The sequence below is a fragment of the Marinomonas sp. CT5 genome (assembly GCF_018336975.1).
In the GTDB taxonomy this organism is placed as follows: domain Bacteria; phylum Pseudomonadota; class Gammaproteobacteria; order Pseudomonadales; family Marinomonadaceae; genus Marinomonas.
The window spans coordinates 2034595-2050728 of record NZ_CP025572.1; the positions used below are offsets into that span (position 1 = coordinate 2034595).

The window sequence follows — 16134 nt, forward strand, 5'->3', positions numbered from 1 at the left end:
ACTTACTTTTAATGAGAAGTAAGTTGCAAGAAATGCCATCATTATGATGGGTGTGTAGCTCAGTTGGGAGAGCGTCGCCCTTACAAGGCGAATGTCGGGAGTTCGAACCTCTCCACACCCACCACTTATAAGACAGTGGCTAAACAGCTTATACAACGGAGTGGTAGTTCAGTTGGTTAGAATACCTGCCTGTCACGCAGGGGGTCGCGGGTTCGAGTCCCGTCCATTCCGCCACTTACTTTTAATGAGAAGTAAGTTGCAAGAAATACCATCATTATGATGGGTGTGTAGCTCAGTTGGGAGAGCGTCGCCCTTACAAGGCGAATGTCGGGAGTTCGAACCTCTCCACACCCACCACTTATAAGACAGTGGCTAAACAGCTTATACAACGGAGTGGTAGTTCAGTTGGTTAGAATACCTGCCTGTCACGCAGGGGGTCGCGGGTTCGAGTCCCGTCCATTCCGCCACTTACTTCTTATCAGAAGTAAGTCCGCAGCGTTACCATCATTGAGATGCGGGTGTAGCTCAGTTAAGAGATTTATCTTAACAATGCGCATATCAGAGGGAGTTAAGAACTCCACATCATGTAGATGTAAAATATGATTGGGTGTGTAGCTCAGTTGGGAGAGCGTCGCCCTTACAAGGCGAATGTCGGGAGTTCGAACCTCTCCACACCCACCATTCATATGCAACATCACTATTAAGTCTTTTTGATAATCTTTTTCTTCCCTTGATTCGTAATTAACAGAAAATATTAAAGTCTGTAGTTATCCCGAATATACACAATAATTTGATTTATTTCTTTTGTTAAAAAAAAGCCAGCCTATTTATGAATAGACTAGCCTTAAGTTAATTTCTAGTTCGCTCTTATCTTTAGAAAGTTATTAAAATGGGTAGTGTTGATTTGGATCTTCAACCGTTATCCAGCGTAGATCTGTAAACTCTGCAATTGCTGCTTTACCGCCAAAACGACCGTAGCCAGAATCGCCTACCCCACCAAATGGCATTTGCGGCTCGTCACCAACAGTAGGGCCATTGATATGGCAAATACCGCTCTCGATGGCGTTGGCGCAAGCTAGGGCACGATTTATATCTTGCGAGAATACTGCCGCAGACAAGCCGTATTCTGTATCGTTTGCCACGGCAATGGCTTCCTCATCACCATTAACACGAATGATAGACTTAACCGGTCCGAAACTTTCTTCGTTAAAGATGCGCATGCTAGATGTAACATTGTCGAGTAGTGTTGCAGAAAAGACTGAGCCTTCGTTCTCACCGCCACATACCATCTTAGCGCCTTTACTGACGGCATCATCGATGAGTTCATGCATCTTATCAGATACTTCTGGATTGACCAGTGAGCCAAGCACAACGTGATCGCGTGGGTTGCCCCAAGGTAATTTGGATGCTCGGGCAACCAATTTTTCAACGAATTCATCGGCAATAGCGTTATCAACGATTAAACGCTCAGTGGACATGCAAATTTGACCTTGATTCATGAAGGCGCCGAAAATGGCAGCGTTCACTGCACTGTCAATATCGGCATCGGAAAGTACTAAAAGAGGTGCTTTACCGCCCAGTTCCAATAGGGCAGGTTTTAAATTTTCGCCAGCAAGACGACCAATGATACGACCAACAGGGCTAGAGCCAGTGAAATTAACATGGCGAACTTGTGGTGCCTCGATTAGTGCTTTAACAATTTCTGGGGCATCTTCAGGTGCATTCGAAATGAAGTTAACAACCCCCTCTGGTAAACCCGCTTCGATAAAACAGTCAATAATAAGACGATGAGTCAGAGGACAGAATTCGGAGCTTTTTAAAATCACTGTATTGCCGCAGGCTAGGGGAGCAGCAATCGCACGAGCGCCTAATATAACTGGAGCATTCCATGGCGCAATCGCCAAGCAAACACCTTTAGGTTTATGGATGCCCATAGCTAAGGTGCCAGGCTTATTAGCAGGGATAACTTCTCCTCCAACTTGCGATGTTAGTGCGGCTGCTTCACGGATGTGACCTGCGGCTAACATAACATTAAAGCCAGCCCATGGCCCTGTTGCCCCCGTCTCAGTAATCATAGCGTTGATGAATTCTTCGCTTTTTGAATCCATGATATCTGCTGCTTTATTAAGTAAGGCACGGCGCTCAGAAGGGCCAACTTTAGCCCAGTTAGGAAACGCAGCGTGAGCGGCTTTAGTGACGCTAGATATGTCATCAAGTGTCGCCGCAGCGCACTCAGAAGCTACCTCACGAGTGACAGGATCTAAACGTGAAAATGTTTTTTGATTGCTAGCAGATTGGTTTTTACCTGCGATACTAAGTAAAACTGTCATTGTATTTTCCTTTTATTATAGGTTTAGTTTTCAATGGAAATGGAGGCCTTTAAGCCACCGTCAGCTGCTTTGCATTATGGGGTGACTGTGACCCAGCGAATTTCGGTAAACTCATCCACGCATGCGTCGCTGCCAAAGCGGCCATAGCCACTGGACTTTAGTCCACCAAAGGGCATGGCTGGATCATCTTTTGCTGTTGTTGAGTTGATATGGCACATACCCGATTCCAACCTATTGGCCATACTCTTTGCGAGCGTTAAGTCACGAGTGAAAATCGCTGAAGCAAGACCATATTCGCAATTATTTGCGACGGTAATCGCTTCTTCAGGTGAGTCAACACGATAAATTCCTGCAATAGGGCCGAAGCATTCTTCGGAATAAATTCGCATCATGGGGGTGATATGGTCTAGCAAGGTGGCATCAATAAACTGTCCTCTGCGATGCCCGCCTGATATAAGGGTTGCACCTTTATCAAGAGCGTCTTCAATAAGTGCAGATAGGCGAGAGGCAATAGTAGGGCTTGCGACTGGGCCTAGTTTGGTCCCTTCGTGACGTGGGTCTCCAGCGACTAAGTCAGTCAGCATTGTGTTTATAATATGGATAAACTCATCGGCAATCGTTTGTTCTAAAATGATTCGATCCGTCGCCATGCATATCTGGCCTTGATTTAAAAAGGCGCCGTAAACGGCTTCTTTGGCGGCTAAGTGTAAATCTGCGTCCTTTAAAACGATCAATGGAGATTTGCCGCCCAATTCTAAAAGACATCGTTTGAGATGCTGAGCAGCAATGCTCGCAATGATTTTCCCTATGCGTGTGGAGCCTGTGAAGTTTATTCGACGTACTGATGGATTAGCAATCAGACTGGTGATGACTTCTTCCGAGTGCTCAGTCGCATTGGTCATGACTGAAATAACGCCTTTAGGTACTCCAGCCTCATCAAGTACCTCCGCTATTAGGGAATGTGTTGCCGGTGAAAGTTCTGAGGCTTTTAGAATAACGCTGTTTCCGAATGCTAAAGGGAAAACAACTGCGCGCATAGCTAATGCAATGGGGGCGTTCCAGGGCGCAATGGCAAGACATACGCCCACGGGTTGGCGTATGGTATAGGAATCTGAAGTTTCGTTATTAATATTCGAAGAAGGGTGCTTAAGTGCGAGCACAACTGCGGCTTCAATGGCTTCTTCAGCCACTTTGATATTGAAATCAACCCAGTCGGTTACCGCCCCAATTTCTTTTAACATTAATTGGGCAAAGCGATCCTTGTATTTTGGCATGAGCTGTTTAGCTCGGCAAAGGATTTTCGCTCGTTCTGAAACATCTGTATTTGACCATTTTGAAAAACTTGCAGCGGCAATTGCAGCCATATGTTCAGCATCTTCTGCGCGACCAGATGCTGCACGAGTAGCCACTAAGTCAGTGCTTGGATCTAGTCTTTCAAAATACCCGCCAGACATCGCTGGAGTAGGTCTACCACCAATGAACATGTTCACTTCAGTGGGTATGGATAAGTCTGTTTTGTTGTGCATGAAACTCAAAATGTCACCTTGCCGTTATTAGATTTGTTTGTCGGTCGATGAGTGCATTAAGAAGAATAGCAGCTATACCCTGTGTAAAAATGTCAATTAATGGCTTATTCTTGTTTAATTCTGGTTTATTTGGCGTTTCTGGAGGGAAGTGGATGTTAACAAATATCATAGGCTCCATGGTTAGGTTTGAGTCTATCCAACCAGGTTTGCAATCTAGAGTCTTCAGTACAGGGAAGGACAACTTTTCCGATTTCAATTTAATTGGCATTGTTCAACGTGGTGATGTGACTGTATCGATGGAAGAAATGCATCAGGTCACTGAGTCATCTGTTTTCTGTATACCTCATAAGAAGCAGGCTAAGGTATTGGTTCCAGCAGGAAGCCAAGTTTGGTTGTTAGGTTATCGAAATGAACTGATTTCGTTAGTGACTGGAACTGACTTAGACAGTGCTATGTTAGAAACCTTAATGCGACAATTCACTATTACATCTAGTACAAAAAACGGTATAGATAGTGAGTTTTTACCACTTCTCGGGCTTTTGAGAGCTGAAATTTCTATAAGCAATAAGCGTTCTCGTACAGTTATATGCTCAATCATACGTATATTACTTATCTGTATTTATCGCCTTAGTGATATCGAGTCGATACGATTAACACATTCCCCGGATGAGCTAGTGCTGCAGCAGTTTCGGCAACTTGTGGAGGTTGAGTATCGTAATAGAAGAGTAGTTTCTTACTATTGTCAGGAGCTGAATATGACCTATGACAGATTGCATGCTATTTGCCAACGTAATCTGAAAAAAACGCCTTTACAGTTGATTAATAATAGAGTGCTCATTGAAGCAACAACCAGATTAAAAAAATCAGCAGGATCAATCCAAGCGATAGCAAATGATCTGGGCTACAGCGATGGCAGCCAATTTAGTCATTTTTTTAAAAAAGAAACTGGCATGTCACCTAGTCAATTTAAGCGTAACCACACCGAAAAGGGCTTGAAAGAACGTGATGAAAATACGCCTGATTTTTCAGATTGGCCATAAGGGTAATACGCGCATTACATGTAATGCGCTGAAAAAAGAGGAATGTTGCCTATTTAGTGGGTTGAGAGCGCGCTGATGATGAGCTCACGAAACCAACGATGGGAGGCGGACTCGTTGTGGCGCGATTGCCAATGGAGAGCAACGTTAAAGGCGGGGACGTCAAAGGGTAAATCGTAAAGGGTCAATTGATTATTCTGAGCAAAAACGAGGGCGATGCGATAGGGAAGTATCGCCAATAAGTCGGCTTTTGCTAATACAGAAGGCAGAATCAAAAAATGAGATACTTCTAGACTAATCTTACGTTTAACACCCATTTGAGCCAATACATCTTCTGTCGCACCGTGACCTAAATTATTTGTAACAAGGGCGTGTTTGTGTGCAATAAAGGCTTCCATGGTTAATGGCTTATCTGAGGAAAATTGTTTGTGCTGTACGCAGACATAGTGTTCTTCGATCATGACATGACGTTGTATATGTTGTCCTTCTATGGGGCGACTGCAAATAACCGCGTCAATTTTTCCTGATGACATCCACTCATCGACTTTGTCTATTTCCAGTGGAATGACTTTCATTTCAATATTAGGTGCTTCTATTTGTAAACGAGCGACGATTGCTGGCAATAGTGCCATTTCACCTAGATCCGTCATGGCTACTCTAAAGCGTTTGTGAGATACCGCTGGATCAAATGTCTGCACATTCGCTACCGTGTTTTCTATCATGCTCAAAGAGTGACTGAATTCTTCATAAAGCTGCTGAGAAATAGCCGTAGGTTCCATGCCATTTTTATTGCGAATGAAGAGCTTGTCTTTGAATAGGTCGCGTAATCGTGACAGGGCATAGCTAACGGAAGGTTGTGTGACAAACAAGAGATCAGCCGTCTTAGTCACACTTCGGGTTTCATACAAGATCACAAAAGTACGAATAAGATTAAGGTCTATATTTGACATAATAAATGCTATCTATTTTTGTTAGAAAAAATATCGATTTGTTCAATTAAAGCAGGAGAGATAAGGTTATTCAATCGTGAATTTGATTAGAGAGAAGGGTTATGAGCACAGTACACTCAACAACTTATGCTTTGTTGCGCAAAAATGGCATGTTTAAAGTCTTCGGTAATCCAGGTTCAAACGAACTGCCTTTTCTAAAAAACTTTCCTGAAGACTTTGAATACATACTTGCCCTCCATGAAGGGGTGGTTGTTGGAATTGCAGATGGTTACTCTTTAGTGAGTCGCCAACCTTCTTTGGTAAATCTGCATGCAGCGTCAGGCTCAGGCAACGCCATGGGGGCACTAACAAACGCGTGGTATTCCCATTCTCCGCTGGTGATTACTGCGGGTCAGCAAGCTCGTTCCCTCATTGGAGTTGAAGCCATGTTGTCTAATGTGGATGCGGCTCAACTGCCTAAGCCTTTAGTTAAATGGAGTTATGAGCCATCTTGGTCTGGTGACGTTCCAAGAGCCATTAGTCAAGCTATCCATATGGCAAACCAGCCAGCAAAAGGACCTGTGTATGTCTCCATCCCTCATGACGATTGGGATCAAGAAATTGAAGGTGACGCTATGTTGTTAGCCGAGCGCGATGTCACCACGGCGGGTTCACCTTCTCCAGAGCAGTTATCTTTGTTAACCCAACGTATTAATCAAGCGAATAACCCTGTTCTTGTATTAGGTCCAGATGTAGATGCTTATTTAGCGAATGAGCTTGCTGTTGAATTGGCTGAAAGAATTGCCGCGCCAGTTTGGGTTGCTCCTTCTGCTCCTCGTTGCCCGTTTCCAACTCGTCATCCTAGTTTTAGAGGGGCGTTACCGGCTGCGATTGCTGGTATTTCCGAAAAACTGGCAGGGCACGATTTGATTATTGTGATTGGCGCGCCAGTATTCCGTTACCATCAACATGCGCCAGGTCGATATTTACCAGAAGGCGCTGAATTAGTTCATATCACTTGTGATTTGCAAGAAGCAGCAAGAGCACCAATGGGTAATGCGTATGTTGCAGATATCACGGCTATGTTAAAGGGGATTTTGAAGCACACTAAGCAAACATCACGCCCAATGCCACAAGGTCTTCCAGTACCGGCTCCGTATCCTGTCACCACTGAAGGGGCGTTGGCGCCAGAGGAAGTGTTTGATGACCTGAATGAGTTAGCGCCAAAAGATGCTATTTATGTCAACGAGTCCACATCGACCGTTACGGCTTTTTGGCAGCGGGTCGAAATGCGTCACCCTGGAAGCTATTTTTTTCCTGCATCGGGTGGCTTAGGTTTTGGCTTGCCTGCGGCCGTTGGAGCGCAATTAGCTAGTGACCGTCAAGTGATAGGCGTTATTGGCGACGGTTCCGCCAACTATGGTATTACCGCTTTGTGGACCGCTGCACAATACAATGTTCCTGTCGTGTTTATCATTTTAAAGAATGGTACTTATGGCGCATTGCGTTGGTTCTCTTGTTTATTGGATGCGGAAACGTCTCCTGGTTTGGATGTACCTGGCTTAGATTTTTGTGCGATTGCCAAAGGTTACGGAGTGGATGCGATAGAAACTCATACCCGTGAAGAATTCAGGAGCGCCTTGCAAGTTGCATTGAAGTCTAACAAACCAATGTTGATTGAAGTGCCTACGACTACGATTGAGCCGTGAAAGAGCGTTCTAGGGTTGCCGACGAAAATGTTAGCTTGTCAGCAGAGTTCGAAAATATTTGGCACAAGGTTAGGGGTGAACGCCTTGTCCGGTTTGGTCGCTTTTCAATGGCGATGAAATTGATTTAGGAGTAATACAGAATGTTGTCTCAGTCAGTCAGTAACTATGGCGCATTCGGTGCGCAACCACATATTGTCGTAGTTGGAGCCGGTGCCATGGGGTGCTATTTTGGTGGCATGCTCATAAAAGCAGGTCATACAGTGTCATTTGTGGATGTAAATCCTGAGCAAATTGCGACCATTAATCAACGCGGTATGATTTTAGAAACCGATGATGGTGCATTTGAAATGCCTGCGAATGCAGCGTTAGCAAAAGACGTTATTCATCCCGCTGATTTGGTGATTTTGTTCACCAAGACTATGCACACAGAGGGGGCGATGGAATCTATTCGTCACATATTGACGAATGAAACGGTAGTTTTATCGTTGCAAAATGGTTTGGGTAATGCCGAACGTATTGGTCAATTTGTAAACCCTGATCGAATTGTGGTGGGGACAACCTTGGTGCCAGCAGATTTGAAGGGGCCTGGTCATGTAGCATCGCACGGGCCGTCTAGTTCACACATCATGGACTCGACCTTAAAAAATCCTGAGTGGTTAGCAGATTTGTCAGCAATGTTTAATCAAGCATACCTTACGACCAGCGTTGACCCAGAAATTATGACGGTGATTTGGTCCAAAGTCGCTTTTAATGCTGCACTTAATGCTATTTGCTCCATTACTGGTTCGTCGCCTGGAGGCCTAACGCCGTCATCTGCCTTCAAGGAACTTGCCAAACACGTAGTTCATGAGACTGTGCTGGTGGGGCAAGCTAATGGAGTGATTTTGGATGAGAGCTATATTTGGAATAATGTAGAAATGGCCATGCGGGAACACCCCAACCATAAGCCTTCCATGTTGCAAGATATTGAAGCTGCGCGGGCGACAGAAGTTGATGCAATTAATGGTGCCATAGTTGAAGCGGCCAGTTTAGTCGGCCTGCAAGCCCCAGTAAATCAAACCTTGGCGCAATTGGTTCGACTCTCTGAGCAAGTAGCTAAGAACAAAAAATCTTAGTAACTCAGTGGCTGATATCGATTTTTTACCACCTTATTGGCAATTTTATAAGGTGGCTTTGTGCTTTTCAGATTGAGTAGTACGATATATTGCATACGATGGTTTTGAATAAAAATATTCAAAATTTGTAGGTCTTTTCAATGTTTTATGATTTTTTATGCAGGGAGCTCTTGGCGCAAGATTTGCTTATTTTAAAAGTGTTTTAGGAGGCATGAGTCATGAATTCCATGAAGTTAAGCGAGTTTGAAAAACGCGTATCCAGCTCAATTTTGAACCTTGAGTGTATTGCTGAAAATGACCATTATTTTGAAGGCGGATTTGCTGAAAAGCGCTTGGGGCAGTTGACGATTTGTGAGATCAATGCACCACGTCACCGCGTGGTGAGGCGCCCTATGAACTCTGCACAAGAAGGCATCGTTGTTACCTCAGTTAAATTGGGAGAATGTTACTTAGAGCGCGAATACGATCAATTTGAATTTCATGAAGGAACAGCATTTTTTTGTCGAGCCAGTGAGTTTTATTCAATAGAAACATCCGACAGAGTGGATTTAAAAACTCTGTATATTCCACAGAGCAAGTTATCTGTTTCCGAGAGTATTTTTTTATCCAAGAAAGATTCTAAATTAAAACCTTATATTGACCCTGCCTTTTTTGCTCTGATTAATCCATATTTAGACCTTGTTTCTCCCCCAGATAATTCACTATCAAATTATGTTGAAAGCAGTTTTTTAAGTCTTATATCAGGAGTGTTAAGTGCGAATGATGACAGCGATATTGTACAAAGTAGTGATCATGTTTCTTATCTGCTGAAGGAAATGATTGTACTTGTGGAAAGTCATTTGAAACAAGAATACCTTTCTCCTGAATTTATTGCCAAAAAAATGGGTTATTCATCAAGGTACTTAAATAAAATACTGAGTACTAAGGGCTTATCGCTACTTAAGCTCATTTTTCAAATGCGCATGGACCATATAATGGAAGATCTTGTATCACCTGAGAAGTCGAAAAAAACAATTTGCTTTATTGCCAGTGACTATTGTTTTTATGATAACGCTTACTTTTCTAGGCAATTTAAGGCGTACACGGGATTATCGCCAAAAGAATATAGATTGACTCACAATCCCATTTTACATTGTTAATGGTATTTATAATTTAAAAATAATCTGAATATAAATCGACTATGTCGAATATATAGAATCGAATATTAGGGCGATACTGTGGTCTTCTTTGAAGTCTTGATTGAAATCAGCTTAAAGTCGAGCAGTAGATTTAGTTTATGTAGCCTAATAGTCTTGATTGATTGTCACTAATAAGTCCCAAAGTGTAAAAAAGTCCAACCTTTTATTCCTGATTTTACCACGCTTTAAAATTAAAAAAGATTAACCTCTAACTTGATTGAAATAAGAGAGGTTGATCATGCTAACTCAATATAAAGTGGCGGCAGTGCAAGCTGCCCCAGAATTCTTAAACCTAGACGCTGGTATTGAAAAAACTATTCGATTCATCAAAGAAGCTGCTGAATCGGGGGCCAAACTCGTCGCTTTTCCAGAACTATGGTTAACCGGCTATCCATGGTGGATTTGGCTTGATACACCCGCTGCGGCTGTAGCGTCAGGCTTTGTATCTCGTTACTACAAAAATTCCTTATCCTATGATGATCCTAGAGCTGAGCTAATCAGTAATGCTGCTCGCCAATATAACATCAATGTTGTATTGGGATTCTCCGAACGTGAAAACGGCTCCTTGTATATTGCCCAATGGTTAATTGATAGCAAGGGCGAGACCATTGCAAAACGCCGTAAATTAAAACCCACCCATGTAGAGCGCACCATATTTGGTGAAGGCGATGGCAGTGACATGTTAGTGCATGACACCGAATTAGGACGTATGGGAGCACTGAACTGCTGGGAACACGTTTTGCCGCTCAATAAGTTCATTATGTTTTCCCAGAACGAACAAATCCATGTGGCTTCCTGGCCAAGCTTCACAACCTACGAGTTTGCCAGCGGCATGACGTGGGAAATCAATAATACGGTTACCCGTTCTTATGCTGTGGAAGGAGCATGTTTTGTTGTCGCTCCGTCAGCTCTGGTATCGCAAGCCATGATCGATGAATTGTGCGACAAGCCTGAAAAACATGAATTGATTTCAATCGGTGGCGGGCATTCGGTGATCTTTGGGCCGGGTGGTGAGCCTCTGTGTGAAAAGCTGGATTCCAATGAAGAAGGCATTTTGTATGCGGATGTCGAGCTGGATGCGGTTGATGTGTGCAAGCACTTCTTAGATTGCGCAGGCCATTATTCTCGACCAGATGTTTATGAAGTTTTGTTTGATGATCGTCGTAAACGAATTGTTTCGAGCCCTAACAAAGCCGAGGCAAAAGAAGTCGTTAAAAAGAACACGGAAGAGGGCGCTGCTGAGGACAGTAAAGTCGAATAAGACACATGTAGAAAATAATAAAAACAGCGACCCATTAAATGGGCCTGTATATGAGGAACAAAAATGAAACTATTAAACAGAGAAAATTCCATTTTAGCCATAATGGGGCTAACGTTCGGCTTTGTCTTTGTTGATCGTCTTTCGATCAACTTTCTTATGCCGTTTATTACTCAAGAATTGGATATTACGAATGCACAGATTGGGCTTTTGGCCTCTGCATTAGCCATGTCATGGGCAATTTCCGGTTACTTCCTAAGTAACTATTGTACGCGTTACGGCCATCGGGTCGGAGTATTAGTAATTTCCGTTATTTTGTTTTCACTTTTTACATTGCTCTCGTCTATAGCCGCAAGTTTTATGGCGCTTCTGATTATTCGAGTATTAATGGGGATTGCCGAAGGTCCTGTATTGCCAATTGCTCAGTCAATACTAATAGAAGAGTCATCAGAAAAACGTCGTGGCTTCAATATGGGCTTTGTGCAAAATGCGGCAAGTAATCTATTAGGGTCTGTGTTAGCGCCCATTATACTCATTTATGTGGCTGAAAATTATGGTTGGCGACATGCCTTTATCGTTGCTGGTGTACCAGGTTTGATTGTTGCGTTTTTGATTTATAAATACATCAAATTAGCACCACATACTCAAGTCGATAAATCGGTTACTTCAGAAGCGAAATCTTATGGTTTGGGCATGTTAGTTCGCAATAAGAACGTGATGGTGAGTATTGGTTTATCTTGCCTCATGGTGGCTTGGATGTTTTCTCAGTTAACTTTCATTCCCGTATATTTGACCAAAGTCCAAGGTTACAGCGGTTATCAAATGGGCAGTGTCATGAGTATCTTGGGTGTATCTGCCGTGATCTCTGGTCTATTAGTTCCAATGTTATCTGATATGTTCGGTCGTGCTCGTGTGTTTCGTCTTTTCACTTTGATCGCGATTTTTTGTCCGTTGAGTGTTTTGTTCATGGCTGGAAGCCAAGCGTACATGATGACCAGTCTCTTCCTTTTTTACTTTGGTCTTGGTGCTATTCCAATTGTGATGGCTACGGTGCCTTCAGAAAGTGTTCCACGTAAATATGTGGTAGGAACCCTTGGCTTTGTAATGGGGGTAACTGAGCTGGTTGGAGGTTTTATGGGGCCTTCTATTAGTGGGGTATTGGCGGATATATATGGATTAAATGCGCCATTTTATTTTGCTGCTGGGCTGGCTGGCTTGGCGTTTATTGGCTCGTATATGCTGAAGGAAACCTCTCCTAAGTTCGGTACGGTAAATCAGGTAGCAAACGCTTAATGTTGTCATTAGTTACTTGCCTCTTACATGAAGAGGTAAGTAACGATAATTAGGAGAAGGGTATATGAATGGGAAATCCTCAGTGGATGTGAATAATATTTCTTTTAAAAACCGTATTGGCTATGGCGTTGGGGATTTCGCTAGCAATCTTATCTTTACTGGTTTTGCGTTTTTCTTGGTGTATTTCTATACGGATATCGTCAACATTCCCGCGGCGATTGTCGGTACCGTTATGTTGGTGTCACGCCTTTTTGATGGGGTGAGTGATATTATCATGGGGGTCATCGTTGATCGCACTAAAAGCCGATTTGGTAAAGCCCGACCTTGGCTGCTTTGGATGGCTATTCCTTTTGGTATTTCGGCCGCTTTGGTTTTTTTTGTACCAGAGTCGGATAGTTTAACACTACAAATTGCGTATATTTTTATAACCTACAACTTGGTGAGCCTGTTTTATACCGCGATCAACATTCCTTATGGCGTGCTTAATTCTTTGATCACTAATAACCCTTACCAACGGTCTTTATTGAATATTGCTCGCGCTTTTATGGCTAACGCTGGTGTAATTGTAGTTGGCCAATTGGTGATGCCATTGGTGGCGTTTTTCGGTGGTGGCAAAGAAGGTTGGCAGTATGCATTTATTGTTTTGAGTATTATAAGTGCCGTACTATTTCTGATTACTTTTCTGTCTTCACAGGAAAACGTAACCGCTCAGAACCATAAGCAGCATGACTTAAAACCAGCCTTAGGGGCATTAGTACACAATAAATATTGGTGGTTAGCACTGTTATTTGGCACCTTATTTTTTGTCGTGATTGGATTAACATTCAATACGCCAGTGTACTATGGAAAATACATTTTGAACGATCCAAGTACTATCGGAACCTTAATACTGTGTCTTATTGTTCCACAGTTCCCGACTTTGTTCTTAATGCCTAACATTGTAAAACGTTGGGGAAAGCGTTTGACTTGCCAATTTGGTTTGATCTGTTTGGTGGTCAGCTATTTACTGATTCAAATTGATCCTTATCACTCGGATTTGGTGTTCGCTTCTACCATTATTAAAGGTATTGGGTTAGCGCCTTTAATTGGCTCTTTCTTTGCTATTTTGGCAGATACTGTGGAATACGGAGAATGGAAGACAGGGTTGCGTACAGAAGGGTTAGTTTATTCAGCTGGTAGCTTTGGAAGTAAGGTTGGTATTGGCCTAGGAACGGCTATGGTTGGATGGGTTTTAGGTGCTGGTGGTTATGTTGGTTCTGAGGCTGTTCAAGGTGATAGCGCGATCACTGCTATTTTAGCTGTATCTATTTGGTATCCACTTGTGGTGACCTTATTGACCTTTATCATTTTGTGCTTTTATCAGCTAGATAAGATTTTTCCCACTATTTTGAAAGAGTTAGAAAATAGAAAAAGAGCAAGTTAGTGATTGTTTTGATAGCGGGGCTGTGAAAAGGCACCTTAGATAGGTGTTTTTTCGTAAGCTCGCGAGTGAGCGCTAGCAACTTTCTATAACAGTCCAGTTAAAGACTAATTACTTGTTGTCCCATGGCTTGCTATATGTGAATTTTTGCAGAGTCCACACTCTGTAGTGTTTCAAAAGTTTGCAATATCATGGGGATGCTATAAGTTGCATTTTAACATTATAAGAGCTGACTCAAGTAGGTGTTTAGTAAAATTAGGATGGCTTATCAAGGAACTAAGGATATTATTTTTTTTGCAAAAAAGATTAGACAATACAATTTGTTAGTGTATTATACGCCCGTCTTCAGGCAAAGGTCGTTTTTGCAAAACTGTGATTAGACTATAGCCATTAAGATGTATGACCTTAAGGTCATGTTGGGGGAATGAAATAACTTTTGTTTTTTCGAGCCTTGCAAGGCGAATATTCACCCACGCCACTTATAAGACAGTGGTTAAACAGCTTATGACAACGGAGTGGTAGTTCAGTTGGTTAGAATACCTGCCTGTCACGCAGGGGGTCGCGGGTTCGAGTCCCGTCCATTCCGCCACTTACTTTCAATGAGAAGTAAGTCGGCAGCGTTACCATCATTATGATGGGTGTGTAGCTCAGTTGGGAGAGCGTCGCCCTTACAAGGCGAATGTCGGGAGTTCGAACCTCTCCACACCCACCAAACCTTCCTTATATCTTTTTTATCACTCACCAAACTTAGTCATATTGTATTTGAGCATGGTTCTCTCATTCTCTCCTTGTAATCTAACTTCATTTTTATCCCAGTTGAGATCATTCTCCCTTATTATTTTTCTTTTTAGTCTAATATTTTATAAATATTGTATTGCTTAAGAAATACTTGCTGGTAATATCAGGATGTGTGCTTCTATACTTCAAGTGTATAATTGCCTTAATGATTGAAAAATATATTTCCGATAAAAATAACAATGGAGTTTATTTATGACTATCTCCTCAAAATGCTTGTTTAGAGTGAGTGTTGTTGCTGCTTCGGTTGCTGCCGCGTCGTCTGCCTTCTCTGCTGGTTTCGCTTTAAACGATCACAGTGCTTCTGCTTCTGGTAAAGCTTTAGGTGGTGTTGCGGCTTCTAATGAAGATATTTCTTCTAGCTTCTGGAACCCTGCGCTTTTTGCTAATGCTAAAGAAACAACAATCTATGTATCTGGCGCTTATGTTATGCCTAGTATGGATGTGAAGGTTACTGAAGCTAAAGATGCTCGTGGTACTGACCTGTCATCTACTTCTCCAACTACCTCATCAGACTCTGTAGATAAAACAATAGTGCCTTCATTCTATTTCGCGAAGCCTATCTCAGCTAGTACTGTTGCTGGTATATCATTGAATGCTCCATTTGGCCTTTCTGGTGACTATGGTGATAAATGGGCTGGTCGTTTTCATGCGACAGAAACGTCTTTAAAAGATATTGCTTTAAGCTTTTCTTTAGCGCATCGAGTTAATGATTGGGCATCTGTTGGTGCAAGTGTTCAGGCTCATAAAGCGGAAGTTGTGTTGGCGTCTGCAGTAGGTTTTCTAGGTAGAGAAGGTGATGGCCGTATTGAAGCCGATGATACCAGTTATGGCTTCAGCCTAGGTGCAGCATTTGAGCCAAGAAAAGGGACACGTTTAGGGCTTGGTTATCGTAGTAAAATTGATTTTGATTTTAAAGGCGATGTTAAATACAAAGATACCGCAGCTTTAAACTTGGCTCTTAAGTCGCTTGGGTCTGCTCAATTGATAGATACAACTGTGAGTGATTCAATTACTTTACCCTCGGTCTTATCGCTAAGTCTTGAGCAAGAGCTTACTCCTCAGTTAGTTTTAGGTCTAAGTGCAATAAGAACTGGTTGGGGGGCATTGGATGGGTTGGATATCAATTTTGAAAGCCCTAGCTCACAAAATAACTCAGTTTTAACATTTGGCTTTGAAGACCAATGGATGTATTCGGCTGGTTTGACTTACGACTATTCAGACAAGCTTACTTTACGTACGGGGGTTGCTATGGATAATTCTCCTGTTACTGATCAGTACCGCTCAGCACGTACGCCGGATGGTGATCGTAAATGGATCTCTTTGGGGGCAACCTATGACTTTAATGAGATGACATCAGGTACTTTTGCGTTTACTCATGTCATGATTGATGATGTATCTGTCAATCGTACTGGTTTGGCTGAGGATACTGCGCGCGGTAAGTTAAAGGCAAATTATGAGTCCTCTGCTAATGTTATATCTCTTGCAATGAATATGGCATTTTAAGGTCGTTGATCAGTCTTTAAATTGAATTGACCTCCAAT

At 42.6% G+C, this 16134-nt stretch carries 11 protein-coding genes and 7 tRNA genes; 15 read left to right on the plus strand and 3 right to left on the minus strand.

Annotation, left to right across the window (positions count from 1 at the left end; all coding sequences use genetic code 11):
• The first annotated feature begins 48 nt into the window (after nt 1-48).
• The 5 genes from C0J08_RS09510 to C0J08_RS09530 all read left to right on the plus strand — a co-directional run bounded on the left by C0J08_RS09510 (nt 49) and on the right by C0J08_RS09530 (nt 681).
• Nucleotides 49-124 (plus strand) — tRNA-Val (locus C0J08_RS09510).
• 33 nt (nt 125-157) lie between these two features.
• Nucleotides 158-234 (plus strand) — tRNA-Asp (locus C0J08_RS09515).
• 47 nt (nt 235-281) lie between these two features.
• A tRNA-Val gene (locus C0J08_RS09520) sits at nt 282-357 on the plus strand.
• A 33-nt stretch (nt 358-390) separates the two neighbouring features.
• Nucleotides 391-467 (plus strand) — tRNA-Asp (locus C0J08_RS09525).
• A 138-nt stretch (nt 468-605) separates the two neighbouring features.
• Nucleotides 606-681 (plus strand) — tRNA-Val (locus C0J08_RS09530).
• 203 nt (nt 682-884) lie between these two features.
• On the opposite strand, the gene C0J08_RS09535 is transcribed toward C0J08_RS09530, so the two are convergent.
• On the minus strand, nt 885-2330 hold the full coding sequence (locus tag C0J08_RS09535; RefSeq protein ID WP_212655899.1) for an aldehyde dehydrogenase: 1446 nt from the start codon (nt 2328-2330) through the stop codon (nt 885-887).
• Between the two features lie 74 nt (nt 2331-2404).
• Complete coding sequence (locus tag C0J08_RS09540; RefSeq protein ID WP_212656282.1) at nt 2405-3856, minus strand: aldehyde dehydrogenase family protein; 1452 nt, start codon at nt 3854-3856, stop codon at nt 2405-2407.
• Between the two features lie 152 nt (nt 3857-4008).
• Between C0J08_RS09540 and C0J08_RS09545 the strand changes: the two genes are divergently transcribed.
• A complete protein-coding gene (locus C0J08_RS09545) occupies nt 4009-4896 on the plus strand; it encodes an AraC family transcriptional regulator (protein ID WP_212655900.1) in 888 nt (295 codons plus the stop codon).
• A gap of 53 nt (nt 4897-4949) precedes the next feature.
• Here the strand turns inward: C0J08_RS09545 and C0J08_RS09550 are convergent, their stop codons facing one another.
• Nucleotides 4950-5843, minus strand: a complete 894-nt coding sequence (locus C0J08_RS09550) for a LysR family transcriptional regulator (RefSeq protein ID WP_212655901.1) — start codon at nt 5841-5843, stop codon at nt 4950-4952.
• Nucleotides 5844-5944: 101 nt separating this feature from the next.
• Here C0J08_RS09550 and mdlC point away from each other — a divergent pair, with 101 nt between their 5' ends.
• The 9 genes from mdlC (at nt 5945) to C0J08_RS09595 (ending at nt 16096) form a co-directional block, all read left to right on the plus strand.
• Entirely contained in the window at nt 5945-7531 is a 1587-nt protein-coding gene (gene mdlC, locus C0J08_RS09555; RefSeq protein WP_212655902.1) for a benzoylformate decarboxylase, read from the plus strand.
• A gap of 140 nt (nt 7532-7671) precedes the next feature.
• Nucleotides 7672-8646 (plus strand): ketopantoate reductase family protein, encoded by a 975-nt coding sequence (locus C0J08_RS09560; protein ID WP_212655903.1) that lies wholly within the window; start codon nt 7672-7674, stop codon nt 8644-8646.
• Between the two features lie 218 nt (nt 8647-8864).
• Nucleotides 8865-9785 carry a helix-turn-helix domain-containing protein gene (locus tag C0J08_RS09565; protein WP_212655904.1) on the plus strand — a complete coding sequence of 307 codons (921 nt, stop codon included), beginning with the start codon at nt 8865-8867 and terminating at the stop codon, nt 9783-9785.
• A 277-nt stretch (nt 9786-10062) separates the two neighbouring features.
• A complete protein-coding gene (locus C0J08_RS09570) occupies nt 10063-11085 on the plus strand; it encodes a carbon-nitrogen hydrolase family protein (RefSeq protein WP_212655905.1) in 1023 nt (340 codons plus the stop codon).
• Between the two features lie 63 nt (nt 11086-11148).
• Nucleotides 11149-12375: an MFS transporter gene (locus tag C0J08_RS09575; protein WP_212655906.1), complete on the plus strand. Its 1227-nt coding sequence runs from the start codon at nt 11149-11151 to the stop codon at nt 12373-12375.
• Between the two features lie 64 nt (nt 12376-12439).
• Entirely contained in the window at nt 12440-13798 is a 1359-nt protein-coding gene (locus C0J08_RS09580) for an MFS transporter (RefSeq protein ID WP_212655907.1), read from the plus strand.
• A 509-nt stretch (nt 13799-14307) separates the two neighbouring features.
• Nucleotides 14308-14384 (plus strand) — tRNA-Asp (locus C0J08_RS09585).
• 47 nt (nt 14385-14431) lie between these two features.
• Nucleotides 14432-14507, plus strand: a tRNA-Val gene (locus tag C0J08_RS09590).
• A gap of 278 nt (nt 14508-14785) precedes the next feature.
• On the plus strand, nt 14786-16096 hold the full coding sequence (locus C0J08_RS09595) for an OmpP1/FadL family transporter (RefSeq protein ID WP_212655908.1): 1311 nt from the start codon (nt 14786-14788) through the stop codon (nt 16094-16096).
• Nucleotides 16097-16134: the final 38 nt, after the last annotated feature.

Bases quoted from the DNA above. Each gene is read 5' to 3' on its own strand.
- C0J08_RS09535 (WP_212655899.1), bottom strand. From the start codon at position 2,330: ATGACAGTTTTACTTAGTATCGCAGGTAAAAACCAATCTGCTAGCAAT.
- C0J08_RS09580 (WP_212655907.1), top strand. From the start codon at position 12,440: ATGAATGGGAAATCCTCAGTGGATGTGAATAATATTTCTTTTAAAAAC.
- C0J08_RS09545 (WP_212655900.1), top strand. From the start codon at position 4,009: ATGTTAACAAATATCATAGGCTCCATGGTTAGGTTTGAGTCTATCCAA.
- C0J08_RS09550 (WP_212655901.1), bottom strand. From the start codon at position 5,843: ATGTCAAATATAGACCTTAATCTTATTCGTACTTTTGTGATCTTGTAT.
- C0J08_RS09565 (WP_212655904.1), top strand. From the start codon at position 8,865: ATGAATTCCATGAAGTTAAGCGAGTTTGAAAAACGCGTATCCAGCTCA.
- C0J08_RS09560 (WP_212655903.1), top strand. From the start codon at position 7,672: ATGTTGTCTCAGTCAGTCAGTAACTATGGCGCATTCGGTGCGCAACCA.
- C0J08_RS09540 (WP_212656282.1), bottom strand. From the start codon at position 3,856: ATGCACAACAAAACAGACTTATCCATACCCACTGAAGTGAACATGTTC.
- C0J08_RS09595 (WP_212655908.1), top strand. From the start codon at position 14,786: ATGACTATCTCCTCAAAATGCTTGTTTAGAGTGAGTGTTGTTGCTGCT.
- C0J08_RS09575 (WP_212655906.1), top strand. From the start codon at position 11,149: ATGAAACTATTAAACAGAGAAAATTCCATTTTAGCCATAATGGGGCTA.
- mdlC (WP_212655902.1), top strand. From the start codon at position 5,945: ATGAGCACAGTACACTCAACAACTTATGCTTTGTTGCGCAAAAATGGC.
- C0J08_RS09570 (WP_212655905.1), top strand. From the start codon at position 10,063: ATGCTAACTCAATATAAAGTGGCGGCAGTGCAAGCTGCCCCAGAATTC.